Raw genomic sequence first — 25,035 nt, 5'->3', positions numbered from 1 at the left:
TCAAGGCGCACCCACCGTCACCTTGCCGGCCAGCGAACGCGCCTGGCGCTGCGTTTCGTACAGGCCTTGCGCAGAGGCCGGCGGCACCGTGAACTCGCCCGCGTTGGTGGCGCGGATGCGGTAGGTGTAGGTCTGCACCTGGTTGCTGGCCGAGGCGTAGACCACGACGCGGTCTTCGCGCACCTCGGCATGCGCCAGCGCCGGGCCGGTGACCGTGCTGCTGCCGCCGGTTTCGTTGCGCTGCTGCACGGGCTCGAAGCCGCCGGGCAGCAGGTCGGTCAGCGCCACGGCCCCCACCTGCGCTGCGCCGCTGCCCTGCCCGTCCAAAGCCAGCGCGCGCAGGCTCAGGCGCACGGTGAGCTCGTCGCCCACCTTCACCGTGGTGGCTGGTTTGCCATCGGCGCCCACGTACTCGCGCAGCACCTCCAGCCCCGACTTCAGCACCGCGGTGGGCGGCACGCGGTCGAAGCCGCTTTGCGTGACGGCGTACCAGCCCACCGCATCACCCGCGTTCGCCAGCAGCAGCTTCACGGTGCCGCCGTCGAAAGCCACACGCGGCAGCAGGTTGGCCGGCAGCTTCAGCGGCGTGGCCTGGCCCTGGGCATTGACCTGCGCGGCGCTTAACTGGCCTTCGGCCTGCGGCCCGAGCTGCCGCGCCATGCCTTCGAAAGCGAGCACCGTCCACGCGGCCGAGAGCGTGTTCATGCCGCTGCTGCCCATAGGCACCACGTGACGCTGCAGCGCCTCCGGTGCCAGCGTCTTCAGCCGCGCCGGGAAATGGCGCGCCAGCAGGTAGAGCAGCTGGCCGCCGGCGATGCTGGGGTCGGTGTAGTCGGCATAGGCCTGCTTCGCCGGGCCGGCCTCGAAACGCTGCACCAGCGGCGTGATGAGCTCGGCCGCGGCGCGCTCTTGTTTCAGCAGCTGGTAGGTGGCGGCCATGAAGGCGGCGGTGGAATCCTGCTTCCACGTGGCGGCGTGCTTCTCGTCCAGCACCTGGCGCAGGCTGGCCAGCTGCGGCGTGCTGATGGCGCCCTGGCGCGTCAGTAGGTACAGGGCATAGGCGCGGTGGCGCGCCGCGGCCAGGTTGGCCGGCGGGCTGGCGGCCAGCTGCTGCAGGTAGCGCAGGCCTTGCTGCAGCAGATCGGCCGGCACGGTGGCGCCGGGCACCTCCAGTTCACGCGCTTCCAGCATCAGGTGCAGCGCGTAGACCGAGACGAACTCGTCGGCCTGCACCGAAGCGCCCCAGAGCCCGAAACCGCCCTGCGCGTTCTGCCGCGTGCGCAAGGTGCGCAGCGTGCTTTCCAGCGTGCGCGCAGCAGCGGCGGGCGTGCGCTCGGCCGAGAACTCGGGCCGGCGCGCCAGCACCAGCGCCGGCAGCGCGCGGCTCACCAGCTGTTCGGTGCAGGCGTGCTCGAACTCGTCGAGATAACGCATCAGCCCCGGCGCCACGGCCAGCGGCAGCACCGAGACGGCCAGCTCCTGGCGGCGGAACTCGGGCACCAGATCGCGCGGCGTGGGCACCTCGGTGCGGTTCTTGAAGTGGCCCAAGGCCAGCGTGGTGGCGCGCGGCGTGGCCGGGCGCACGCTCACGTCCATCCGCCTTGTGCTGTTGATCGCCGCGTTGGACCCCAGGCTGCTGGTGAACTGCAGCGTGGCCGAGCCCAGCGTGGCGCTGGCGGCGTCTTTCACCTTCAGCCGGTAGCGGGCCACACCTTCGCGGCCGGCGCCGATCTTCAGCGTTTGCGTGGCCGGGCCTTGCACCTCGAAAGTGGGCGCGGCTTTCAGCGTCAATTGCACCGGCGCATCAGCCCCTGAATTCGCCACGTTGTTGGCCACGCCCACCGAGACCTCGAACACATCGCCCGGCGCCACCGCCAGCGGCAGGTTGGGCGAGAGCACGAAGTCGCCGCGCACCAGCGCCTGTGCTTGCGCCACGCCCACGGCGCCGTCGTTCACGGCCACGGCCATCACGCGCATCGCGCCGTTGAAGTGCTCGGGCACGGTGTAGCTGAACTCGCGCTCGCCCTGCACGTCGACGATGCCCGACCAGTACACCGCCGGCGCCTCGCCGCGGCGCTTGAAGGGGTTGAGGAAACGCGCGTTGCCGCCGGCCTCGTCACCGCCGGGTGCGGCGGCCGCCATCAGGCGCTTGAACTCGGGCAGCAGCAGGTCGAGGATCTGCGCGCTGCGCACTTCCAGCGCGCGTTTCTGGAAGAAGAAGCCCAGCGGGTCGGCCGTCTGGTAGCGCGCCACCTGCAGGATGCCTTCGTCCACCGCGAACACCACGGCACGCGCCGGCTTGTTGCTGGCCAGGCGGAACTTCATCACCTGCCCGGGTTTGCCGAGGGCCGGCGCCTGCAGCTGCAGCGCCAGCGTGCGCGGCGCCAGGCTGGTGGCGAAGGGCACCACGCCGTAGCTGAGCGGGCTCATGAAGATCTCGTCGGACGTGGGGTCGCGCAGGAACTGCACGTTCACGTAGCCGTTGCCTTCAAAGTCTTTCGGCACGCGGATCTTCTGCACCGAGGCCGTGGTGCTGCTCTTGAACCAGGTCTGCGCGTAGACCTTGTCGCGCTCGATGGTGATGAGCCCGGCGCCCACGTAAGGCGCGCGGATGCTGAGCTCGATCTCCTCACCCGGCTGGTAGTCCTTCTTGTTCAGCGTGATCTGCAACTCGGCGTTGCGCTCCAGCGAACGCGAGACATTGCCCTGCCCTGCCACGCTGTAGTCGATGCGGTTGAGCTCCAGGCCTGCGGCGTCGCGCAGCACGTAGCTGTAGTTGCCGGGTGTGCGCGTGTCCAGCGCCAGCGCCAGGCCGGCGGCGGGCAGCGCCACGCGCTTTTCTTCCACCAGCGTGTCCTTGCGGCGCGATTCGTAGCGGTAGGTCTCGTTGGCCTGGCGCATGAGCACCGAGACCATCTTGCGTTCCACGCGCTGCAGCGTCAGGCCCTCGGCCGCCAGTGCCTTGCCGTTGGGCGCGATGGCCAGCAAGCGGCTGATGCGTGTGCTGCCGCGCGAAACGTAGCCCAGGTCGCCATCGTGCTTCACGCCCACCAGGAAGGGCAGCTCCGACACCAGCACGCCGGCCTCGGCCGCCACGCTGCGCCCGCCCTCGGGCTCGAACACCTGTGCCAGCAGGCCCAGGCGGTAGGTGGCGCGGGCGTAGCGCGCGAGCTTCAGGTCGAAGCTGGCGCGGCCTTGCGCGTCGGTGCGGCCGTCGGGCAGGGTTTCGTTGAAGCCCTCTTTGGCACGCTGCGGATCAAAGAACTGGTAACCCGGGTGTTGGCGGAAGCTGGGGGTGGCCGGGCTCAGCGTGAGCGCCACCGCCACGCGCCTGCCTTCGGCCGCGGTGCCGAAGAGGTTCATCGCCTCGATGCGCGCCTGCAGCTCGCGCGGGTGCACCCAGCCTTCGCCCACGGCAGGCACGGCCGCTTCACCGGCGCCCAGCAAGCGGGCCGACACTTTCATGCGGTCGGGTTGGAACTCCTGCACCTTCACGCTGGTGCTGCCGATCTGGCGCAGCGCCTGGCCGTCCTTCATCACGTGCAGGTTCACGGCGTAGGTGCCGGTGGGCGAGCTTTCCTGCGTGGTGTGGCTGATCTCGAAGAAGCCCCCCGCGCCCACGCGCACGCGCTCGCGCTTGACGGCCAGGCCGCGCGCGTCCAGCACCTCGGCTTCCAGCGGCACGCCGGCCAGCGGGCGCGCCCAGTCGGCGTTCTTGACGATCATGCCGATCTGCATGGTCTCGCCGGGGCGGTAGATGCCGCGGTCGGAGAACAGGTAGGCGCTGAGCTGTTCGGCCGAGCGCGCGTTGAGCGCACCGCCCACATCGAAGCGCGAGAAGTCGAGCTGGCGGTCGCCGCGGTTCAGCGGCATGAAGCTCATGTCGCCGCCCTTGCGTGCCAGCAGCAACAGCGGCGCACGTTCGCGCTGCAGTCCGTCGAGCTTTTCGAAGCGCGCGCGGCCGCTGGCATCGGTGGTTTGCGTGAAGAGGGTGCTGCCGTTCTTGGCCACCACGTCCACCGTCACGCCGGCCACGGGCTCGCCGCTGAAGAGCGACTGCACGTAGACATCGCGCGTGCCGTCGAGCGACTGCTTCACCAGCAGGCCGAGATCGGTGACGAGCAGCAGGCGGCGTTCCTGCAGCTGCGTGGGGTTGGTGACCTCGCCGCCGCTTTCGTTGTATTCGGGCTCGGCTTCGCTGCTCTCGGGCGCGGGCTGCACCGGGCGGTTGGGGTCCAGCGCGGCCAGGCGTTCGCGTTCGGCACGGGCTTCGGCCACCGGGTCGTAGCCTTGCACCTGCAGCAGGAACAGGCCGCGCCGCGGCTCGCCGGCTGGGGCGAGATAAGCGGCGAGATCCAGCGCTTCGTAATGCGGCTTGCCGCGCGCCAGCCCGGGCAGCGGGATGCGCTTCTCGAAACGCTCACTCAGGTTGTCGGGCCCGAAGCTGCCGAGGAACTCGGGGTTCGCAAAACTGCCCTGCGATTGCGAGACCAGGTGCTGCAATTGCGAGGGCTGCACACGCGCCAATTCCACGCGCAGGCCGGGCAAGTCACGCACCAGCACGGCCACCTTCTTCTCGCCGCTCATCGGCAGCAGCGCGCCCTGGCTCAGGATGCGCAACTCGGCCGGGTAAGGCGGCACGGCCACCAGCGCCTGCGCGTTCTCGCGCATCAGGTAGCCGCCGAAACTCTTGAGCTTGCCGTCCACGCGCAGGTAGACGGTGCGGCCCACCTCGGCGCGCAGCTTGAAGGCGTGGGCCTGCGTGTGTTCCTGCTCGGCCGGCACGGGCGCCAGCGGCAGTTTCGTCGCGAGCTTGAGCACCTGCTCCGTCACCTCGGCCGGGTCGGCCCAGGCATAGGGTTCTTCGCCCTGCTCTTCCTTGCGCACGGCCGGGTTCTGCAGCGGCAGCACCCAGGCGCTGAGCGCCTGCGCCATCTCGCGCTCGTGCACCAGCTGCGAGGTCTGCAGCGTCAGCACCTGCTCGGGCTCGTACTGCTCGTTGGTGACGATGGAGATGCCTTGCGCAGCCACGTTCAAGCTGTAGAGGCCCGGCACCTGCACGCTGCCTTTGAGCGCCGCCGCGCTGGGCGTGCCGCCGGCCTGTGCGGTGGCGCCCGCGGCGAGCGTGAGCTGCAGCGCGGTGGCTTCTTTCGGGATGGGCAGCGGCACCGAGTGCACGTAGGCATGGAGGTAGAGCTTGTCGTAGCTGACGGTGAAACGCGTGCTCTCGCGGCCCACGCCCAGCACGCCTTCGGACTGGCCGGCCAAACGCAATTCGAGCCGGCGTTCGAATTCGGCGGCGTTGACGGGGTGGCTGAAGCCGATCTCGAAGATGGCCTTCTTCAGCGCCGGGTTCAGCGGGTCTTGGTGGAAGCTGGCCGCCTTCAACTTCGGCACGAAGGCCGCGCTTTCGAATTCGAAAGCCTGGCGCGCCAGAGTGATCTGCGGCGCGATGGCCTGCGTGGGCAGCGTGACCTGGAAGCGCTGGCCCACGGGCCAATCGGCCTGCGGGCGGAACTCGAGCTGACGGTCGCTGGCCCAGCGCCAGGTGCCGGCGAGCGCGGGGCTCAGGGTGGGCAGCGCGGCCTGCGCGCCCGGCGCGGCGGGCGGCGCAGAGCCGGGTGCGGAGGCGGCGACCGCACCGGCCGTGGCCATCGCCTTCCCCACCAGTTCCAAAGGCGCCACCGATTGTTCGAACTGCAGCACCAGCGCCTGCGGCAGGCCCTGGTTGGCGAAGTCGGTGAGCGGCGGGTTGGTGACGCTGAAGTCCACCTGCACCGGCTGCGGCCGGGCTTGCCACCAGCGGTAGCCGGCGTAGGCCGCAGCGGCCACGGCCAGCAGGCCGATCAGCAGTGCCGCACTGGCGCACGGCTGGGCGCGCACGTGGCCGGCGAGTTGGGTGCTGCGGCCGTGCAGCGTGGTCATCAGCCAGCGCAGCCAGGGTGGGGCTGACCAGGTGCCGAGCAGGGCGGCGAAGAAGGCAGCGGCGCGCTGGCCGGCTGTGGCACGTGGTGCGGTGGAGGGCGGCGCGGGGGGCGTCGCGGGCGGGTCTTCAGGCGCGGGCGCTGCCGCCTTCGGCTGCGTTTCGGGGCCGGTGTCGGGGACCTCGCTCATCGCCTCTCCCTGCTGGTTGGAACCAGCTTGTGAGGAGGATGGTAGCGAAGCGCTGTGGCTCTTCGCGCTCGACCCAGGATCAGGGTTGCTGGGCCACCCAGTTCTCGCACAAGAGCCCGGGCACACGCTCGAACTCACCCAGGTTGTTGGAGACCAAGGTCAAGCCCAACACCTCGACCGGCCGACCTTTGACGACGTGATGTCGATGTTGGCGTCCAGCAGGTGCTTCAGCATCGCCAACCCCAGGCTCAGCAGCCTTCGCGCTCGGGTTGATGCTGCGCGGCGCGCTCGGCCATGAAATCGGCTGATGCTTGGAGGCCGCCCAGGAAGAAGCTGTCCCAGGTGTGACCGACGGGGCTGATGATGCGGTCCATGCCGCGTGCGCGCACCTGCACCTTTTTGACGCCCTCGGGCAGGCGTGCATCTGCGGGCAGACGAACGGCCTGCGAGCGGTTGTTCGTGAACACGGTGGTGATGCTCATCGCGTAGCGCCTTGGTTGGGATATGGCGCGAGGACATGCCGGTGGCCCTGGGGAAAGGGGCTGAAAGGGGGTGACAAGGGTCAGCCCTCCCGTGTTCCCTCCCGCGAAGCTGCCTTCCTGATAGGCCAGCAGCAGGGCCTTGTTTCGGTCGCCATTGCAGAGTTCCAGGCACTGGGCCCAGGTCTTCGCGCCGTTTCGCTGCAGCCGAGGCACCGCCTTGGCCTGGCAAAGCTCGAAGCTGGCCTGCGCGCGCATGCGGTCGGCGAATGCTCCATCGCCCAGGTAGATCTGCCCCCGCAGCGCCGACGCCCTGAACGATTCGTCGCCGGTTTGGCTTTGTCCGACAAGGCCTGCATAAACAGCCTGCGCTCGGCGCTGTTGGGCCCGTGTTTGCCGAGCTTGGCCCAGCAGGTGGCCGTACAGCCCATGGCTATCGAGCCAGCCCGGGGTGGGCACCTGACCGAGGTGCGCCTGGCAGCTGGACCAGCGCCAAGCGTCGGGCGCTTTCACCAAGCCCGCCGCAACCGGGTTGCGCTCCACATACCGGCACAGCGCCAGCAAGTAGGCGTCGCGGTCAACCAGGATCGCTTTTGACCGCCCCTAGAACAGATGTCCGACAAGGCCATGCCGGCGGTTGAAGGCCTGGGTGTAGACGCCGTTCAGAAGTTGCATCAACCGCGACAGGTTGCCCTGGCGCGTGTACAGCACCAAGTGATAGTGGTTGCCCATCTGGCAGTAGGCCAGCACCTCGGCGTCGAACCGGTCCATCGCTGTCGCCAGCACGTCCAGGTGCAGCAGGCGGTCGGCATCGTCGCGATGGATAGGCTCGCGTCGGTCACCCCGCGATGTGACGTGGTAGGCGGCGCCGGGGAACTCGATGCGGAGGGGGCGGCTCATGGCTGGTTATTGGGGTAAAGGGGAGACCTGACCCCGGAATCCTGGATCCCGGAATCCAGGAATCCCGGAATCCCGGAATCGCGGATTTGCCTGAGGCAATCGGTAAACAATAGCGCGATACGTTGTATATGCGTGGTGTTTCAACTTCAACGCCCCAAATGATTCAGCCCTGATCTGCCGTTGTTCGCAATGGCCTTTAGGCAAATCTTGCGTATGACTCTGTTTGGCCAGCATTTTCGATATCTGACGCGATGGGCTGTACAACCAATGAAAATTGAAATTCGTCAGATGGATGCCTAATCTGGTTGAGCCAGAAAATGGATTCAGGATAGAGGTAGCTCAAGGGGGCCCAGCATTCAATGGCGGGCTCATTCAGGGCGAAAGAACGCCGCGCATAACCCCGTCCACCCATATCTCGTTCGTTGTCGTTATCTCCACGTCAACGGTTCCAGCAGATCCAAGTTCAATCGAAAACGCCCGCGAGCTAGTCCGATGGAGCTGCTTGACTAGCATGCTTGTACACACCTGTTCGGTCAGCAGGCGAAAGCCCACTGGCCGTGCTCCCAGATCCGTTGATCCCAACACGACGAGGCCGCAGTACCTCATGCCACTCCGCTCCAACCCGTATTCACTGTCATGCTTTTGTGCCACGACCAACAAGCCCCCAATCTCCACTCGCTGCGACTCGCCCAGTGCCCACATTTCTTGAAGAGGCAGTGAGTGAATCGACTCGATGGAGTACTTTGGTTTTCGCTTAGGCGCATTCGCAGCGCCGGCGCCGGCGGTTAGCAATCCGACGAGGGCAACTAGGAGAAATCTGTTCATTGCCGTGGTTGAGTCGAGATGTGTATGTGAGTTCTGTGCGCTGCCGTCAGCTTTGGATCGTTTACGGCAACCGGTCCTTTATCTGCGTCTGAGCGTTTTTCCATGATGCTCGGGCCGAAGTTCTCACGGACATTCCTGTCGGACTGTGCAGCCTTTTGCACTCTTTCCCCGCCAGGGTTGTCCGCTCCAACCTGCTTGCCATCTATTCTGTTAATGTCCACTGCCCTGCCTGAGTGGTGGGCGCTAGTTTTCGAGTGGTCACCGCCTGTCGTGCTATTGATGTTGATTGAGTCGACATTGGCTTTCGCGATTACTGCCTCGACAGTTTTTGCAGTGTCTGTGGAAATTGGCTGATTTGTCGACGCGCCTTTGGGATTGTCATTGACGAAGGTGATCTTTGTTGTTCCGCCGTCTGCACGTTTGATTTCCGAGTCAATCGTGGAGGTTCTACAGTCTTTGTCGGCGCAGGATGCTCGTCCATCCGGATCGACAAACTTGTATGGGTTGTTTTCGGCATAGTTGTACCGGTTGAAGCTGCTTCCGGTGGACGAGTTGGTTGTCACAGGATCAACACTCAGGAATCTTCCTGCCAGAGGATCGTAATACCGCTGCTGCATATAAACCAGCCCAGTATCCGCGTCATTCACATGCCCCGTGAACCCGATGCCCGTCGGGTTGAAGCTGCCTGCCACGGTCGCGCCATAGGGTTCGTAGCGTGTGCGGTCCAGCAGCACATGGGGCCCGTTGGTGCGGGCCACTGGGCTGCCCAGGGCGTCGGTGTGGAAGTGGATGACCCTGCCGTCCTGCTTGTGTTCGGCGATCAGCTGGCTGCCCAGGTAGACATAGCGCACGCCACCCTGCACGCTGTGATTGCTGAAGCGCAGCTGTCCGGCCGCACCCAGCCCGGTATAGGCGTTGAGCTGCGTGCTGCCGTCTGCATTCACGGTCCAGCTGCGCCGCCCGTGGCCGTCGTAGTCGTAGTGGGCCTTGCCCCAGGCGGTGCGCAGGCGGTTGGCTTTGTCAAAGCTGAAGCTCTGCGCGCCACGCTGGGTCACATTGCCTTGACCGTCGTAGCCCATCAACACGCTCTGGCTGCCCGACAGGCTTGTCAGCCGGTTGGTCGCTGGGTCGATGTTGTGGTTCACGCTGCGCGCCCCCAGCTGGCTGTAGGTCAGGTTGTCCAGCGCGTCGTACTGGTACTGCCCGCTGCCCCAGGGGCCGTTCGCCGTGGTCAATCGGTCCAGCCCGTCGTAGCCCATGCTGCGCGTGTTCACCCCCTGCAGCACGTCCTGGATGCCGGTGACGTTGCCGTTGGCGTCATAGGTGTAGCTGTCATGCATGACCCCAGTGTCCTGCCACTGCGCGGGCAGGCCGCGGGTGTTGAGGCTGATGCTGCGCACCACGCCGGTGGCCAGCGTGTAGCCAGCCACCGCGCCGTTGGGGTGATAGCTCACACCGCCGACATAGCCAGACGCCTGCGTGGGCTCGCCCAGCGCATTGGGGGCGTAGGTCACCGGGCCCCAGGGGTCTGTCAGCGTGTGCAGGTGGCCGTGGCTGTCATGGGTGTACGAGAAGTTCCAGCCGGCACCAGGCGTCTGGTTCGGCACCGACAGCGCCTCTTGCGTCAGCAAGCGCCGGTTGTTGTAGCTGTAAGTCCATGTGAAGCTGCTGGAGACGGTCTGCTGCAGCAACCCATCGGGCGTGTAGCTGCGGCTGATGCCCGGCTGGCCGTCGCCGAAGGTGGTGCTCGTCAGGCGGTTGAGGGCGTCGTAGCCGAAGCTGATCTTGGCGGTGCCGCCCACGGCCGCTTGGTCACAACTGCCGGTGCCCGTGGCGCTTTGCCCGCTGGCCCGCCAGGCGATGTTGCTGGCCACGTCGTAGGCCTGAATGGTGGCGCCGGTCTCGGGTTCCACCGTCTTGCAAAGCCGCTGATGGGCGTCGTACACGTAGCTGCGCGTGGCGCTCACGCCGCTGCCGGCCCAGGTGCCGCTGCGGGTGATCGACAGGGCCTTGCCGAAGGCATCCCGCGGGATGGACACGCTCACGCCTTCGGGCGCGCCGATGCCGGTGATGCTGTCTTCGGAGGGTTGGTCGAAGACCTGGTAGCTGAAGGTGGTTGCGTGGCCGCGTGGGTTGGTGACGCGCTTCTGGAAGTTGTTCAGATACTCCGTGGTGCTGGTCAGCACGCCCAACTCGCTGTCCTGGCGTTGCACGGTCACGCGGTCCAGGGCATCGTGCTCCCAGCTCTGGCCCGGGCGGTAGGTGTCCACGTTGGCGAGGCTGCGCTGCGGGTAGCTCTCGAAGACCTTGCGCCCGTCGGCGTCGTAGCGCGTCTCCACCGTCCGCCCGGTGCCGGCCGGGTTGGTGGTGTCTTGCTGGTAACGCAGGCGCTCACGCCACATCCCGTCGAAGTAGCGGACGGTCTTGTTGTTGCCCGTCTGGGTCGTCTGGCGCCAGTGCCCGGCTGCCAGACCCCACTCGTCGTGTTGCACCTGCTCGTAGGTCTGCAGCGTCGCGTGATAGCCGCCCGTTGATTCAGGCGGATACACGATGGTGGCCAGGCGGCCTATGGCGTCGTAGCCGTAGTGCGTGGTCGTGCCGAATGCATTGGTGACCGCTGTCACCAGCCCAAGGTTGTTGACGTCAGCACGCTCTGAACTCCCATCGGGGTAGGTGACATTGCGCGGCACACCACGGTGGTAGTTCGTCATCACCGTGGGCGGATTGACGGCGTCGGCTTTGCTGCGCAGCGTGCCGTCTGGGTGATGATCGAGCCGCTGCTTCAGCAGGCCGAATGCGTAGCTTCGCGTGCGGAGTGCCGTGACGGGGTCGTACTCGTGCTGTTCAGGCACAAGACCCCATGGGGTGGTGACGCTGGCCACCTGCCCCAGCACCCACAGGCCGAGATGGTCGTGGTACGCCGTGGTCTCGGTACGCGTGTGCCCCAGGCTGCTGCTGCGCGTGACCTGTGTGGCACGGGCTTGCTGATCGAAGGCGTCGGCCTGCCAGATGAACGTGCTGCCTTGCTGCGAGACGGTGCGCTGGTCCGCCGGGGCATGGCGCGTGGCCTCGTTGTTGTCCATGCCCAGTTGCACGCTGTATCCCACAGGGTCCGGGTAGGGCCCCGCTGCAGGCGAGCGATACCGTGTTGCGACCGAGCGCATGACGGCGCCGGTGGCTGTCACTGTCTCCTCCAAGAGGAGCCGGCCCTCATCCACGCCGAACCGGGTGCCGAAGGTGCTGCGTGTCACCACGCCGGCTGGGTCGGTGACGCTGACGGTCTTGCGCGGGTTGCAGCCTGCGCCGCAGGGCGCCCAGCTGGCTGCCGGGGCGCTGTAGGCGTAAGCCCAGGTGGCCGTCGGCATGCCTGGGCCGCTGAGCGTCTTGCTGACGATGGAGCGGTCGGCAAAGTGGATGGGCGTGGCAGCACGCGAGGTGCCGCCCGCGTAGATGCACCGCTGCGGGACATCCGTGCGCCCGTGGTGGACCGACTGGATCGTGAACGCGCCCGATGCCCCTGAGGGGTGCACCATGGTCACCGTTTGAGGCGCGGTGATCAGCTCACCCGCTGTGGCGCAGCCGGGGTTGACGGCATAGGTGACGCCGACGTTCTTGAACGGGTCGGCATTGATGAATTGCCAGGCGCTGTTGTCGGGGCGAACCACGCGACTCAGCGTCGAGCCGGTGTACTCATAGGTCCAGGTTCGAGTGCCGTCAAACACCGTGCGGATGCGTTGGCTCGTGCCGTCGTGTGTGAACGAGAGGGTGCGGCCGTCGCTGCTGGTCACCGCAAGAAGGCGCCAAGGGTTGGCTGGGTCATAGCTGAAGGTCAGCGTGTTGCCGAAGCGGTCTACTGCCTGGGTAGGCAGCATCCAGAACTCGGCCCTCTCGAGGCGGTGGCCCATGGTCACCATGGGCTCGAAGATGGGCACCCGCCCGTCGCGTTCGGTTCGGGTGCCGCCCGTGGAGTCGGAGCCAGGTGCCGATGCCCCACCGGCACCGCCGGCCCCGCCAGAGCTCGAAGGTTTGGTGAGTGTGGTGGTGCGCCGTTGAACCAGATGGTCGAAGCGCCACCGGGTGCCATCGGGCGCCAAGGCCGAGAAGGCTTCGCCCTGGATGTGGCCTGCGCCCTGGTTGTTGGAGATCGAACCCAGGCACTGGATCTGCCACCCGCTCTTCGTGACCAGCGGGTAGCTGCCCGTGCTGGGCTGCAAGGTGTTGCCGGGCGCGCGCTGCAGGAGGGGTTGCGAGCCCTGCCCCGGCATGTAGAGGTTGGTGCCGAACCAGTATTCGTCGGGCTCCCAAACCAGGCCCGTCGAAATCATGGCGCGACCGACGGGAGGTGCGCTGAACTGGCTGCATCGCTTGTAGTAGTCAGGCGCGTAGTCACCCACAGCCCAACCGAAGTTCCGGCTTCCAACGGCGAAGATCCCTTGCAGCCGAGGGATCTCCAGATCCCAGTCGCCGAACATCCCTGCGTTGTTGATCAGGTCGCGGCCGGATGTCAGGCGCCGCGCGATGCCGACCGGCAATGTGTTGTTGCCCGGAATGTCCAGGTCCTGCTGCACGAATTCGATGCGGCCGCTGTACAGGGAGACCTGGTCTCCGAACAGGTTCGGACCCAAGGCATCGACATTGCTGCTGCCGCGCACCTTGCGGTGCTGTTCGCTGTACATCGACGTTTCGCCCTGGGCGAACGCCGACGTGGGCCACTGCAAGCTGCAGAGGAGCCCGGCAAGCACCGCGGCCCAGAAGGCTGCAGTTCGGTTGCGGTTCGTGCTGCGTGCGCTGTCTGCGCGATCCCCCGTCCCAAAGCCCATCGCCTTCCTCCCGTTGGCGCAGCCTTCTGCAGCTGCTGGCCATCGAAGGGTGGCGCAGGCAGGACCTGGAAATCGACTGTCAGGTCTTACAGGAGCCCCCTCGGAGGGCCCCCCGCGTTCCCTCTTTTGGGGGCTTGGCCGCCTCGTGCGCTCTCAGACCTGGGTCTGCTGCAGCAGCCTTTGCGCCAGCGCCGCCGCGTGCTGCCGCAACTCGGGGATGGCCGTGGCTTCCCAGTCGCGCGCCTTCAGCAGCGGGCCCACGTAGTGCAGCCAGTCGGCCGCCGTGCCGTTGCGGCCGATGACGCGGCCGTCGTCGTGCACTTGCAGGCCGAGTTCCAGTGCATCGGGCTGCACCAGGCCCTCGGCCAGCAGCGCTGCCACCAGCGCCGAAGGGCTGCGGGTCAAGCGCCCCGAAGGCGAAGTGCAATTGACGACGTGATCGATGCTGCGCTCGCGCAGCGCCGTGCTGCCGCGCGGCCGCAGCGCGAGCGTGTAGCCGCCAGTGGGCGCGGCCTGCAGCCCGTGGATGCGCCCGGCCTCAACGGTGAGCCGACCTTCGCGGCGCCAGCGTTCGAACACCGCGTGGGCCGCGGGCGCGCAGCGGTGGCGCAGGGTGTCCCAGTGCGGCTGCAGGTGGCGCAGGAAGCGGCGCCGCTCGGCTTCGTCAAGGGCTTGCCACCAGGCGCGCGTGTGCGGGCGCAGCGCGGCGATCCAGTCTCGCCAGTCGCCGCCTGCGGCCACGGCAGTTGCCACCGCTTCGCGCAGTGCGCGCAACTGGCTTCGCAGGTTCGTGCCCATGCCTTGCAAGAGGGCGTGCACGGCCTGCGCATCGGGGCCGGCGGGGCGGCCGCGGGCGGTGTCTTGATCACGGTGCGGCTGCGGCGCCAGGCCGCGGCGCGAGAGCATGTGCACCGGGCCGCGGTGGCCGGCGCGGTCCAGCGAGACCAGCATGTCCAGCGCCGTGAGGCCGGCGCCAACGAGCAGCACGCGGTCCGCAGGCTGCACGCGCTCGCTGATCGCCTGGCGCCAGGGGTCGGCGGTGTAGGCCGTGCCCAGCACAGCGCGCTGCGCTTCGGTGAGCGGGTGCTCGGGCGCCACGTGGCCGAAGGCCAGCACCACGTGGTCGGCCGGCAGTTCGCGGCCGTCTTCCAGCAGCACCCGGGCGCGGGTTGCGTCGGCAGCCAGGCCGGGCGGCAGCACACGCAGCGCCCGCCCCACCAGGCGCTGCAGCCGCGCACCCTGCGGCCCGGCTGTGCTCTCGGCCGCGGCCAGCAGCGATTCGAGGTAAGCCCCGTACAGCCGCCGCGGCACGAAGGAGCCGGCGTGCCAGCGGGCATCCACCCAGCGGCCGTAGCGCAGGAAGTTCTCGGGGTCGTCGGCCAGCGCGCTCATGTTGCCGGCGGGTACGTTGAGCACGTGGTCGAGGCTGTCGGTGCCGTAGGCCAGGCCGCGCGCCATGCGGCCCGATTCGTTGAGCAGCAGCACCTGCAGCGGTGCCCGTGCGCCGCGCAACAGCTGCACCGCGGTGGCCGTGCCGCTGAAGCCGGCGCCGACGATGAGAACGGTGGTGGGGGTGGTCGGCATGCGCCGGGCATTCTGGGCCTTCACCCTGCCTTCGTGGCCCCGAGTGTTTTGGAAGTCAGCAAACGGCAGAAGAAGGTTGCTTGAGACCGCCTTTTTGGTTAAGAGGCATGAGAAGGCGTTTGGCTGACACTTTGGTGATCTGTCTATAATCTTTTTATAGGCAGAAAAAGGGCGTTCGATGCGCTCAAAGTTGATTAAAGAGCGTATTCAGGGCGCTTGTGAAGACGTAAAGAGGGTCTTGGCGAATGATCACCCATCCGACGCTCGAAGAACTCGAGTTCAGCCTCGGCGAGCAGCTCAAGCGGCTGCGCCTCAACAAAAACCAGGACCAGAAGACGCTCGCGGCCCGCGCCGGGGTGAGCGTGCGTGCGCTGCGCAACCTGGAGGGCGGCAGTGGCTCCACCGTGAAGACGCTGCTGAGCGTGGTGCGTGCTTTGGGGCGTGAGGCGTGGCTGGAGACCGTGGCGCCCGTGCCCACCGTCAATGCGCTGACGCTCACGCGCCGCGCCGCCACGCGCCAGCGCGCCACCAGCCCTGCCGTGAAGGCCAAGGCGGCCCAGCGCCGCCTGCAAGCTGCCGCCACCCCGCCGGCCACCCCGTCCACCAGCAGCCCCCGCCATGGCGACGAAGCGGCCTAGCCCCGCCAGCAGCGGCACGGCCCGCACGCCACGCCCGGCACGCGGCTTCAGGCATGCCGACGTCGTCGAGGTGCATCTCTGGGGCGCGCACATCGGCTCGGTGACGCTGGATCCGGCCTACGGCTACTACGTCTTCAACTACACGCCCGAGTTCGTGCGCGGCGGCATCGAGCCCGCGCCGCTGCAGATGCCGCTGGCCGAAGATGGCTACCTCTTCACCGAGCTGCCCGAGGCCACCTACAAGCGCCTGCCCGCGCTGCTGAGCGACGCGCTGCCCGACGACTTCGGCAACGCGCTGATCAACCGCTACATGGCCGACCGCGGCGTGGCCGCCGCCGACGTCACGCCGCTGGACCGCCTGGCCTACATGGGCCCGCGCGCGATGGGCGCGCTCGTGTTCAAGCCCGCACGCGGCCCGGCCACGCGGCTGCCCTCGGCCATCGAGCTGGGCACGCTGGTGGCGCAGGCGCGCCAGGCCGTGCAGGGCCTGATGGACGACGACGACCACACCAGCGCCGCACTGCGCAGCATCATCGAGGTGGGCACCTCGGCCGGCGGCGCGCGCGCCAAGGCCGTGATCGCCTGGAACCCGCAAACCGACGAGATACGCACGGGCCAGCTGGATGCGCCGCCCGGCTTCGAGCACTGGCTGCTGAAGTTCGACGGCATGGGGGCCGACCAGGAACTCGGCGCCTCGCAGCACTACGGCCGCGTGGAGTACGCCTACCACCTGATGGCGCGTGCTGCGGGCATCGCGATGAGCGACTGCCGGCTGCTGCAGGAAAACGGCCGCGCCCATTTCATGACACGGCGCTTCGACCGCGAAGGCCCGCGCGGCCGCCACCACATGCAGACGCTGTGCGCCATGGCGCACCTCGACTACAAGAAGAAAGGCACCAACGCCTATTCGCAGCTGTTCTCCACCATGGCGCGGCTGCAGCTGCCGTATGAGCAGATGGAAGAGGCCTTCAGGCGCATGGTGTTCAACGTGATGGGCCGCAACTGCGACGACCACACGAAGAACTTCTCTTTCCTGCTGCGCGAAGGCAGCAGCACCTGGGCGCTGGCGCCGGCCTACGACATCACCTTCGCCCACAACCCGCGGGGCGAGTGGACGAACCAGCACCTGATGTCGGTGAACGGCAGGTTCAAGGGCATCACGGTGGCCGACCTGCTGGCCGAGGCCGACCGCTTCAAGATCGGCACCGCCCGGGGCGTTGTCGAGCAGGTGCGCAGCGCCTTGCGCCAGTGGCCGCAGTTCGCCGATGCGGCGGGGCTGCCCGAGGCCGAGATGGTCGAGCGTCAGCGGCAGCTGCGGTTGCTCGATTGAAGGCGGATTGGCTGGCTGCCGCGGGGCGCTGAAGCAGTTGCTCTGGCGCCTTGGCGCCGACGATCGCGCTGCGACGCCTGCACCAACGCGGGGCTGCAGACAGTGCCATCAACACCATCGTGGCCCAAAGCCCGCTGGTGGACTTCAGGCTTGCTTGCGCCGGCTCCAGCCCAAACCCAGCAGTGCAACTCCCACAAGGGCCAGGGATGCAGGTTCCGGCACGCTCGTCGCGCCGGCTGTGAAGCGAATGTTGTCGATGGACCAGTAGTCGCCGGAGTTCGCTTGCAGCGTGAACCTCTGGATCGACGCTGAACCAGCATTGATGCCGTAGAAGGCGCTGTATGGGAAGGGCATGGTGCTGACCTGGTTCGGGACAACGACGGTCTCGATCACCCCGTTGAAGGCGTTGTAGGCAGTCAGGTTCTGGCTGAAGTTTGTAGCGCCAATCTGCAACCCAAATGCCGTCATAGGATTCGAAAACGTGAACGTCAGGGCGCCTCCAGCGTTGATCAGGCAAGGCGCGCTATTCCCTGAGTAAACGCAATTGCCTGATGAATCAATGGTGAAGCCGCCCGTGATGGTGAGCGCACCGATCGTCAGGCTCGAGTAGGGCCCCCCTGTGATGCCCGTGAAGTTGACGAGTGTTGACCCTGCTAGAGCCGGGTCGCCGGCCGTCGTGATGGGAGTTGCGTAGGACGGACCTGCAGCGAGCAAGAGAGTTGCCAGCAATGCTTGGGTGAAGGGCTTCATAAGGTTCCAGACTCAGGGGTTTTGGGGGCAAAGGTTCAAAGCGCTTTTTACGTAGTCTCCCGATGCGCCGGGGAAATCACAAAACATGCCAGCCCACAGAAACTGAATAGTGACAGTGGTTTAGAGGTTCTACAGTGGGACGCAAGGAGGGGCGTGTAAACTGCGCCGACAGTACTGATCCCGTGGCGCTCAGGACGGCCCCTTAGCGAACCGAGATGCCTTCGTTGGTCTGCACGTGGCGCCCTACGGCATACACCAGGCATTTGGAAGTGGTGCACCAGCGAGGCGGCATCCCAGTGGTCACAAACTGCCGATTCGCTGTTCTCAAGTCCGGGCGAGGCACAGCCGAGCGTCGGGCGGCTTTGAAAGAGCCTGGCGGGCGCGAATGGGTCGACAGCATGCGTTGAACCACGAAATGGTGCTGCTGCAAAGCGGCCAGCGCTTGCGTAGCAGGCTGGGGCGCGAGCCCAGAAGACCTTTCTGGCATCGCGCCTCACCCCTCGGAACCCGCCCGGTCAGTTCCATCAGCACTTGCAGCCAGGTCAGCTGCAGAGGCAGCGCCTGCTCATTCGATTTCCGCATGAGCTAAGCCGATCTCCTTCGTTGGAAGCAGCACCCAGCCTGCCTAGAGTCGCGGCCTCTCGCCACCGCAAGCCTGGACCCCGCCCGTGCCTTCCCGTCGCCTTCTGCTGTCTGCCGCCGCCCTGCTGCTGTCGGCCACCGCCCCTGTCGCCTGGGCCCAGGCCCCCGCGCCGCAGACGCTGCTGAACGTCAGCTACGACGTGAGCCGCGAGTTCTACAAGGCCTACAACGAGGTCTTCGCCGCGCACTGGCTCAAGACCACCGGCCAGAAGGTCACGCTGAACCAGAGCCACGGCGGCAGCAGCCGCCAGGCGCGCAGCGTGGCCGACGGGCTGGAAGCCGATGTCATCACGATGAACCAGCACAACGACATCGACATCCTGCACACGCGCGGGGGCCTGGTGCCGGCGAACTGGGCGCAGCGCCTGCCGAACAACGCCTCGCCCACCACGAGCGTCAGCGTGATCCTCGTGCGCAAGGGCAACCCGAAGAACATCCGTGACTGGAGCGACCTCGGCCGAGCCGGCCTGGGCGTGATCATCCCCAACCCCAAGACCAGCGGCAACGGCCGCTATACCTACCTGGCGGCGTGGGGTGCGGCCGTGAAGGGCGGCGCCGGGCCCGAGGCTGCGCGGGCGCTGGTGACGCGCATCTTCGCCAACGTGCCGGTGCTCGACGGCGGGGGCCGCGGTGCCACCACCACCTTCGCGCAGCGGCAGCTGGGCGACGCGCTGGTCACCTTCGAGAGCGAGGTGCCGCTGATCGTGCGCGAGTTCGGCGACCACTTCGAAGTCGTCTACCCCAGCCGCACCATCCTGGCCGAGAACCCCGTGAGCGTGGTCGACAAGGTGGTCGACAAGAAGGGCACGCGCAAGCTGGCCGAGGCCTACCTGCAGTACCTGTACACCGAAACCGGCCAGACCATCGCTGCACAGTTCGCGCTGCGCCCGCGTTCGCCGCAGGTGCTGGCGAAGTTCGCCAAGAGCTTCCCCAAGCTCAACACCTTCACGGTGGACGAGGTCTTCGGGGGCTGGAGCCAGGCGCAGAAGGACCACTTCAACGACGGCGCGCTGTACGACCAGATCATCGCCGCGGCCAAGCCCCGCTGAGGCACGCAGGTCTGCCATGTTCCTGCGCCGGACACTGCTAAAGCGCCACAGCGTGCTGCCGGGTTTCGACCTGGCGCTCGGTTTCGCGCTGCTCTACATCAGCCTCATCGTGCTGATTCCGCTCTCGGCGGCCTTCCTCAAGACCTTCACGCTGACCTGGCAGCAGTTCCTGGATGCCACCACCACGCCGCGCGTGCTGGCCAGCTACCGGCTCACCTTCGGCGCCAGCTTCCTGGCGGCGCTGCTGAACGCGGTGTTCGGGCTCATCGTGGCCTGGGTGCTGGTGCGTTACGAGTTTCCGTTCAAGCGCGTGGTGGATGCGCTGGTCGACCTGCCTTTCGCGCTGCCCACCGCCGTGGCCGGCATTGCACTGACCGCGCTGTATGCCGGCAACGGCCTCATCGGCCAGTGGCTGCCCTTCAAGGTGAGCTTCACGCCGCTGGGCGTGTGGGTGGCGCTGGTCTTCATCGGCCTGCCCTTCGTGGTGCGCACGGTGCAGCCGGTGCTGGAAGACGTGAACCGCGAACTGGAAGAAGCCGCCGCCACGCTGGGCGCGAGCCGCTGGCTGACCTTCCGCCACGTGATCTTTCCCATCGTGATGCCGGCCCTGCTGACGGGTTTTGCGCTGGCCTTCGCGCGCGCCCTGGGCGAGTACGGCAGCGTCATCTTCATCGCCGGCAACATGCCCATGGTCAGTGAGATCACGCCGCTGCTCATCATCACCAAGCTGGAGCAGTACGACTACGCCGGTGCCACCGCCATTGCGGTGGTGATGCTGGTGGCGGCGTTTGCATTGCTGCTGTTGATCAACCTGCTGCAAAGCTGGGCGCGCAAGCGCCAGGGTGGTTTGGCATGAATGTGGAGCCCCCAAGCTCGCTGGCGCTCGCTACCCCCCAAGGGGGCCGTCCCTCGACGGACCGGCAGAGCCGGATCCGTGAGGGGAAGCTTGATCGTCCGCATCCTCCTCGCGCGTTGCGCAGCGCCACCGCCGAAGCGCCCTGGGTGCGCGTGCTGCTCATCACGCTGGCGCTGGCGTTCATGACGCTCTTCCTCTTCGTGCCGCTGGCCACGGTGTTCTACGAGGCGCTGAAGAAGGGTTGGGACGTCTACCTCGCCGCCATCACCGAGCCCGATGCGCTCAGTGCGATCAAGCTCACCCTGCTGGCGGCGGTGATCAGCGTGCCGCTGAACCTGGTGTTCGGCGTGGCCGCCGCGTGGGCGATCGCGAAGTTCGAGTTCCGCGGGAAGAACGTCCTGCTCACGCTGATCGACCTGCCCTTCTCCGTCAGCCCCGTGATCGCCGGCCTGATCTACGTGCTGGTGTTCGGGCTGCAGGGCTGGTTCGGCCACTGGCTGCAGGACAACGACCTGAAGGTCATCTTCGCGGTGCCGGGCATCGTGCTGGCCACGGTGTTCGTGACCTTCCCCTTCGTGGCACGCGAGCTCATCCCGCTGATGCAGGCCCAGGGCATCGAGCAGGAAGAGGCGGCGCGCGTGCTGGGTGCCAGCGGCTGGCAGATGTTCTGGCGCGTGACGCTGCCCAACGTGAAGTGGGCGCTGCTCTACGGCGTGATCCTGTGCAACGCCCGCGCCATGGGTGAGTTCGGCGCCGTCAGCGTGGTCTCTGGCCACATCCGCGGCCAGACCAACACGATGCCGCTGCACATCGAGATCGTCTACAACGAGTACCAGTTCGCGGCGGCCTTTGCCGTGGCCTCGCTGCTGGCGCTGCTGGCGCTGGTGACCCTGGTGCTGAAGTACGCGGTGGAGCAGCGCGTGAAGCACCAGATGCGCGGCAAGCACCAGGCCGACGAGTGAGAAAGCACCCATGAGCATTGAAGTCAGGAACCTGCAGAAGGCCTTCGGCAAGACGGTCGTCTGCGACCACCTCAACCTCGACATCCCGGCAGGTGAACTGGTGGCATTGCTCGGGCCCTCGGGCTCTGGCAAGACGACGCTGCTGCGCATCCTGGCGGGGCTGGAAGTGCCTGACGCTGGCAGCGTGCTCTTCCACGGCGAAGACGCCACCAGCACCGATGTGCGCGACCGCAATGTCGGCTTCGTCTTCCAGCATTACGCGCTCTTCGGCCACATGACGATCTTCGAGAACGTCGCCTTCGGCCTGCGTGTTCGGCCCAAGGCCACGCGCCCCAGCGAGGCCGAGATCAAGAGCAAGGTGACGCAGCTGCTCAAGCTGGTGCAGCTGGACTGGCTGGCCGACCGCTACCCGCACCAGTTGAGCGGCGGGCAGCGCCAGCGCATCGCCCTGGCCCGCGCCCTGGCCGTGGAGCCGAAAGTGCTGCTGCTCGACGAACCCTTTGGCGCGCTGGACGCCAAGGTGCGCAAGGAGCTGCGCCGCTGGCTGCGCCGCCTGCACGACGAAGTGCACGTCACCAGCGTCTTCGTCACGCACGACCAGGAAGAGGCCATGGAGGTGGCCGACCGCATCGTCGTGATGAACGAGGGCCGCATCGAGCAGGTGGGCACGCCCGACGAGGTCTACGACCACCCCGCCACGCCCTTCGTGCTGCAGTTCCTGGGCGACGTGAACCTCTTCCACGGGCGCACCGAGCACACGCCCGGTGGCGCCGCCGTGAAGGGCGAGACGGTCTACGTGCGTCCGCACGAGCTGGAGATCCTGGCCGAGGCGCCGGCCCCGGGCGAGGCGGGCGAAGCCTGGCCGGCCACGCTCTCGCAGACGCTCACCGTGGGCCCGCACACGCGCATCGAATTCCAGCGCGAGGGTAGCGGGGGCGAGGCGGGCAGCTACCTCGACGTGGAGCTGCCGCGCAGCGAGTACACCGCGCTGCGCGAGCGCTTGAGCCTGCAGCGCGGCAGCCGCGTGTGGCTGCGCGCGCGGCGTGTCACGCGCTTCGAGGTGGGGCAGCGCGCCGCCTGAGCAGCGCCGCCACGCCGGCCAGCATCAGCAGCGCGCTGGCGGGTTCGGGCACCGCGCTGACGCCGAAATCGAGCTGGTAGCTGGCCACGCCGGTGCCGGTGTCCTGCACCCAGAAGCTGTAGGTGCCTGCCGGCAGCGGCGACTGGAAGCCACTGGCGCCGAAACCGATGCCCATGAGGCCCAGGATGTCGGTGCCGATGTCGTTCGCACCGAAGTGCACCCAGCCCAGCAGCCCGGCAGGGCTGCCGCCCGTGGGGTTGACGGTGACCTGCGGGCCGGCCTGCACGCCGATGAAGCTCAAGCCCGAAACGCCGAGGAAGCTGCCGCCCACCACGGTGAGCGTGTCGAGCTGCCAGCCTGCGGGCAGCGTGAAGCTGAAGTAGTCGCGGTCGACCACGCTGTTCTGGCGGCCGGTGGTGCCGCGCACCGGGTTGCTGCCGAGTTCCAGCGTGATGGCGGTGGGCGTGGTGCCGAGGTTGGCAAAGTCGCCCTGCACGGCTTCGTCCCAGCCGCCGGCGGCGTGGGCGGCGTGGGCGGCGGGCAGCGTGGCGGCCAGCGCGCAGGCGGTCAGCAGCGTGCGTGCGGTGCGGGTGGGTTGGGTGGGCAGGCGCATGGCAACTCCAGGGGGCGCGGCGCGCCGATCGCCCCATGCTAGTGCGGGGGTGGTCCCGGCCGCACCACCGGCTCAGGCGGGTCCTACACTGGGGCATGGCCGCGCCAGACCAGTCCTTCCGCTACGCCTTCATGCCGATCTGGCGCCTGCAGACGACGATCTGCACCGCCGCCATCATGGCCGTGTGGGTGCTGCTCTCGGTGCTGCTCGACCGCCCCCTGACGCGGCCCGGCCTGCTCACCAGCCTGAGCACCTCGGCCTCTTGCGCGGTGGCGCTGGGAATGGTGATCGCGCTGGCGCGCTTCCGCGTCGGGCCCGAGGGCCTGCGCACCTTCAACAGCTTCGGCCGGTGGCGCTGCGTGCCCTGGGCGGCCATCGAGCGCGTGGAGCCGGCGCGCTACTACTTCCTGCCCCACCTGCGGCTCACCGTCGATGGCCACCGCACGAAACACTGGGTGCCGCTCTTCCTGCACGACATGGGCGGTTTCCGCCAGGCCGTGGCCCAGGCCGCGGGGGCCCGGCACCCGCTGGCCCGTGCGCTGCCGATACCCGCGTCAGCCGCCCACCGCGACGAGGCCCCTTGAGCACGGCCCTCGACATCCTGCTGCGCCCGGCCGCGCCCGACGACGCGCTCTGCCTCTCGGTGCTGGCCATGCAAGTGTTCCTGGACACCTACGCCACCGAAGGCATACGCCCGGCCCTCGCGCGCGAGGTGCTGGCCGGCTACAGCGCCGAGGTCTTTGCCGCTGACATGGCCGCCGCCAGCACCCGCATCACCGTGGCCGAGCGCGCGGGCCACCTCATCGGCTTCGCCCACCTGACGCTGGGCGCCACCGAGCCGCTGGCGCCCCCTGGCGTGCAGGCCGAACTGCTGCGCCTTTACGTGCAGGAGCGCTTCACCGCCCGCGGCGTGGGCACGGCCTTGCTGGCGCAGGCCGAGGCCCAGGCCGCAGCGGCCGGGGCCACGGTGCTGTGGCTCACGCCGTGGGTGCACAACCACCGCGCGCGGGGCTTCTACAGCGCCCGCGGCTACGCCGACTTCGGGGCCACCTGGTTCCGTTTCGAAGGCGAAGCCCACGAGAACCGCGTCGTCGCCAAACACCTGTTGCCCCAGGAGGCTTGAATGCTCGAAGGAAGCTGCCATTGCGGTCGTGTGCGCTGGGCCTGGCATCACCCGGTCTTGCCCGAAGGCGCCACCGCCTGCAACTGCACCGTGTGCCGCCGCTACGGCACGCTCTGGGCCTACGACCACGAAGGCGAAGGCATCACCGTCAGCGGCCCCACGCGCGCCTACATCCGTGGCGACTCGGTGGAGTTCCACTTCTGCCCCGAGTGCGGCTGCGTGGCCTTCTGGCGCGGGCAGCAACTGCAGGCCGATGGCCGAAGGCGCATCGCCGTGAACCTGCGCATGACCGAGCCCGGGCCCATCGCGCGCATTCCCATCGACCACTTCGACGGGCTGGACACCTTCGACGACCTGCCGCGCGACGGCCGCTGCGTGGCCGATGTCTGGTTCTAGCGGGCTGCGCTTGAAGACCTGGGCCGTCGTGCTGCTGGGCCTGTGCCTGGGCTGGGCCGTGCAGGCCCAGCCCTTCAACGCCGCCACCTACAACCTGCGCTTCAACACGGCCAGCGACGGCCCCAACGCCTGGCCCCACCGGCGTGATGCGGTGAAGGCCCTGGTCCGCCATCACGAGATCGACTTGCTGGGCACCCAAGAGGGCCTGATCGACCAGATCGAAGACCTCGAGGCCCTGCCCGGCCTGGCCCGCGTGGGCGTGGGCCGCGACGATGGCCGGCGCGCGGGCGAGCACTCGGCCCTCTTCTTCCGCACCGAGCGCTTCGCGCTGCTGGCCAACGGCGATTTCTGGCTCAGCCCCACGCCCGAGGTGCCTGGCAAGGGCTGGGACGCCCGCTGCTGCCACCGGCTGGCCACCTGGGCCCGGCTGCGCGACCGGGCCAACGGCCGCGTCTTCGTGGCCTTCTCGGTGCACTTCGACCACGAAGGCGTGGTGGCCCGGCGCGAATCGGCCCGGCTGATGCTGCGCAAGATGCGCGAGATCGCCGGCGACGCACCCGCGCTGCTGCTGGGCGACCTCAACGCCACGCCCGAATCCGAGCCGGTGCAGATCCTGCTCACCGGCCTGCGCGACGCCCGCAACCTGAGCGCGACACCCCCCGAGGGCCCGGTGGGCACCTTCAACGGCTTCAAGCCCGACGCGCCGCTGCTGGCGCGCATCGACTACGTGCTGCTGAGCCCGCAGTGGCGCGTGCTGCGCTACGCAGCCCTGGCCGATCGGGTCGAGGGCCGCTTTCCTTCGGACCACCTGCCCGTGGTGACCCGCCTGAGCCTCGAGTGAATGGGTTCCGCTAGCCTTGCCGGTTTCGAGCC

General features: G+C 67.8%; 17 protein-coding genes. 10 read left to right on the top strand and 7 right to left on the bottom strand.

The window, feature by feature from the left end; translation table 11 throughout:
* The 5 genes from EOE66_RS19345 to EOE66_RS19320 all read right to left on the bottom strand — a co-directional run bounded on the left by EOE66_RS19345 (nucleotide 1) and on the right by EOE66_RS19320 (nucleotide 14,722).
* Nucleotides 1-6,114, bottom strand: a complete 6,114-nt coding sequence (locus EOE66_RS19345) for an alpha-2-macroglobulin (protein WP_128230382.1) — start codon at nucleotides 6,112-6,114, stop codon at nucleotides 1-3.
* A gap of 248 nt (nucleotides 6,115-6,362) precedes the next feature.
* On the bottom strand, nucleotides 6,363-7,157 hold the full coding sequence (vapB, locus tag EOE66_RS22420) for a type II toxin-antitoxin system VapB family antitoxin (protein ID WP_310733113.1): 795 nt from the start codon (nucleotides 7,155-7,157) through the stop codon (nucleotides 6,363-6,365).
* Nucleotides 7,158-7,196: 39 nt separating this feature from the next.
* Nucleotides 7,197-7,493: a transposase gene (locus tag EOE66_RS19330; protein ID WP_128230381.1), complete on the bottom strand. Its 297-nt coding sequence runs from the start codon at nucleotides 7,491-7,493 to the stop codon at nucleotides 7,197-7,199.
* Nucleotides 7,494-8,314: 821 nt separating this feature from the next.
* The gene (locus EOE66_RS19325) at nucleotides 8,315-12,994 is read right to left on the bottom strand and encodes an RHS repeat domain-containing protein (RefSeq protein WP_164885180.1); all 4,680 of its coding nucleotides are present in this window, start codon (nucleotides 12,992-12,994) and stop codon (nucleotides 8,315-8,317) included.
* A 297-nt stretch (nucleotides 12,995-13,291) separates the two neighbouring features.
* Entirely contained in the window at nucleotides 13,292-14,722 is a 1,431-nt protein-coding gene (locus EOE66_RS19320; RefSeq protein WP_128230379.1) for an FAD/NAD(P)-binding protein, read from the bottom strand.
* Nucleotides 14,723-14,967: 245 nt separating this feature from the next.
* Here EOE66_RS19320 and EOE66_RS19315 point away from each other — a divergent pair, with 245 nt between their 5' ends.
* Both EOE66_RS19315 and EOE66_RS19310 read left to right on the top strand, forming a co-directional pair.
* On the top strand, nucleotides 14,968-15,360 hold the full coding sequence (locus EOE66_RS19315; RefSeq protein ID WP_128230378.1) for a helix-turn-helix domain-containing protein: 393 nt from the start codon (nucleotides 14,968-14,970) through the stop codon (nucleotides 15,358-15,360).
* Nucleotides 15,341-16,690, top strand: coding sequence for a type II toxin-antitoxin system HipA family toxin (locus EOE66_RS19310; RefSeq protein ID WP_128230377.1), 1,350 nt, complete (start codon nucleotides 15,341-15,343; stop codon nucleotides 16,688-16,690). Before EOE66_RS19315 ends, EOE66_RS19310 begins: the two co-directional genes overlap by 20 nt.
* 144 nt (nucleotides 16,691-16,834) lie before the next feature.
* On the opposite strand, the gene EOE66_RS19305 is transcribed toward EOE66_RS19310, so the two are convergent.
* Nucleotides 16,835-17,440 (bottom strand): PEP-CTERM sorting domain-containing protein, encoded by a 606-nt coding sequence (locus tag EOE66_RS19305; protein ID WP_128230376.1) that lies wholly within the window; start codon nucleotides 17,438-17,440, stop codon nucleotides 16,835-16,837.
* 668 nt (nucleotides 17,441-18,108) lie between these two features.
* Between EOE66_RS19305 and EOE66_RS19300 the strand changes: the two genes are divergently transcribed.
* From EOE66_RS19300 to EOE66_RS19285, 4 genes are all read left to right on the top strand, one after another.
* Nucleotides 18,109-19,131: a sulfate ABC transporter substrate-binding protein gene (locus EOE66_RS19300; protein WP_164885179.1), complete on the top strand. Its 1,023-nt coding sequence runs from the start codon at nucleotides 18,109-18,111 to the stop codon at nucleotides 19,129-19,131.
* Between the two features lie 16 nt (nucleotides 19,132-19,147).
* Entirely contained in the window at nucleotides 19,148-19,987 is an 840-nt protein-coding gene (cysT, locus tag EOE66_RS19295) for a sulfate ABC transporter permease subunit CysT (RefSeq protein ID WP_128230375.1), read from the top strand.
* A 74-nt stretch (nucleotides 19,988-20,061) separates the two neighbouring features.
* Entirely contained in the window at nucleotides 20,062-20,949 is an 888-nt protein-coding gene (gene cysW / locus EOE66_RS19290; RefSeq protein WP_245479118.1) for a sulfate ABC transporter permease subunit CysW, read from the top strand.
* 10 nt (nucleotides 20,950-20,959) lie between these two features.
* Nucleotides 20,960-22,030 (top strand): sulfate/molybdate ABC transporter ATP-binding protein, encoded by a 1,071-nt coding sequence (locus EOE66_RS19285; RefSeq protein WP_128230373.1) that lies wholly within the window; start codon nucleotides 20,960-20,962, stop codon nucleotides 22,028-22,030.
* Here the strand turns inward: EOE66_RS19285 and EOE66_RS19280 are convergent.
* On the bottom strand, nucleotides 21,996-22,643 hold the full coding sequence (locus tag EOE66_RS19280; RefSeq protein ID WP_128230372.1) for a PEP-CTERM sorting domain-containing protein: 648 nt from the start codon (nucleotides 22,641-22,643) through the stop codon (nucleotides 21,996-21,998). The two genes, EOE66_RS19285 and EOE66_RS19280, sit on opposite strands and share 35 nt — an antisense overlap.
* Nucleotides 22,644-22,738: 95 nt before the next feature.
* Here EOE66_RS19280 and EOE66_RS19275 point away from each other — a divergent pair, with 95 nt between their 5' ends.
* Genes EOE66_RS19275 through EOE66_RS19260 form a run of 4 tightly spaced genes read left to right on the top strand, consistent with a single transcriptional unit; the run spans nucleotide 22,739 to nucleotide 25,003 of the window.
* Nucleotides 22,739-23,227 (top strand): hypothetical protein, encoded by a 489-nt coding sequence (locus EOE66_RS19275; RefSeq protein WP_128230371.1) that lies wholly within the window; start codon nucleotides 22,739-22,741, stop codon nucleotides 23,225-23,227.
* Nucleotides 23,224-23,766, top strand: coding sequence for a GNAT family N-acetyltransferase (locus EOE66_RS19270; protein ID WP_205702755.1), 543 nt, complete (start codon nucleotides 23,224-23,226; stop codon nucleotides 23,764-23,766). The genes EOE66_RS19275 and EOE66_RS19270 overlap by 4 nt, the downstream gene beginning before the upstream one ends.
* Nucleotides 23,767-24,162, top strand: coding sequence for a GFA family protein (locus EOE66_RS19265; protein ID WP_128230370.1), 396 nt, complete (start codon nucleotides 23,767-23,769; stop codon nucleotides 24,160-24,162). It begins immediately after the preceding gene.
* 10 nt (nucleotides 24,163-24,172) lie between these two features.
* Nucleotides 24,173-25,003 (top strand): endonuclease/exonuclease/phosphatase family protein, encoded by an 831-nt coding sequence (locus EOE66_RS19260; RefSeq protein ID WP_205702754.1) that lies wholly within the window; start codon nucleotides 24,173-24,175, stop codon nucleotides 25,001-25,003.
* The last annotated feature ends 32 nt before the right edge of the window (nucleotides 25,004-25,035 follow it).

This window comes from Rubrivivax rivuli (assembly GCF_004016505.1).
GTDB lineage: Bacteria > Pseudomonadota > Gammaproteobacteria > Burkholderiales > Burkholderiaceae_C > Rubrivivax > Rubrivivax rivuli.
The sequence above is the reverse complement of the archived record's forward strand: the minus strand, read 5'-3'. Positions and strand labels throughout refer to the sequence as shown.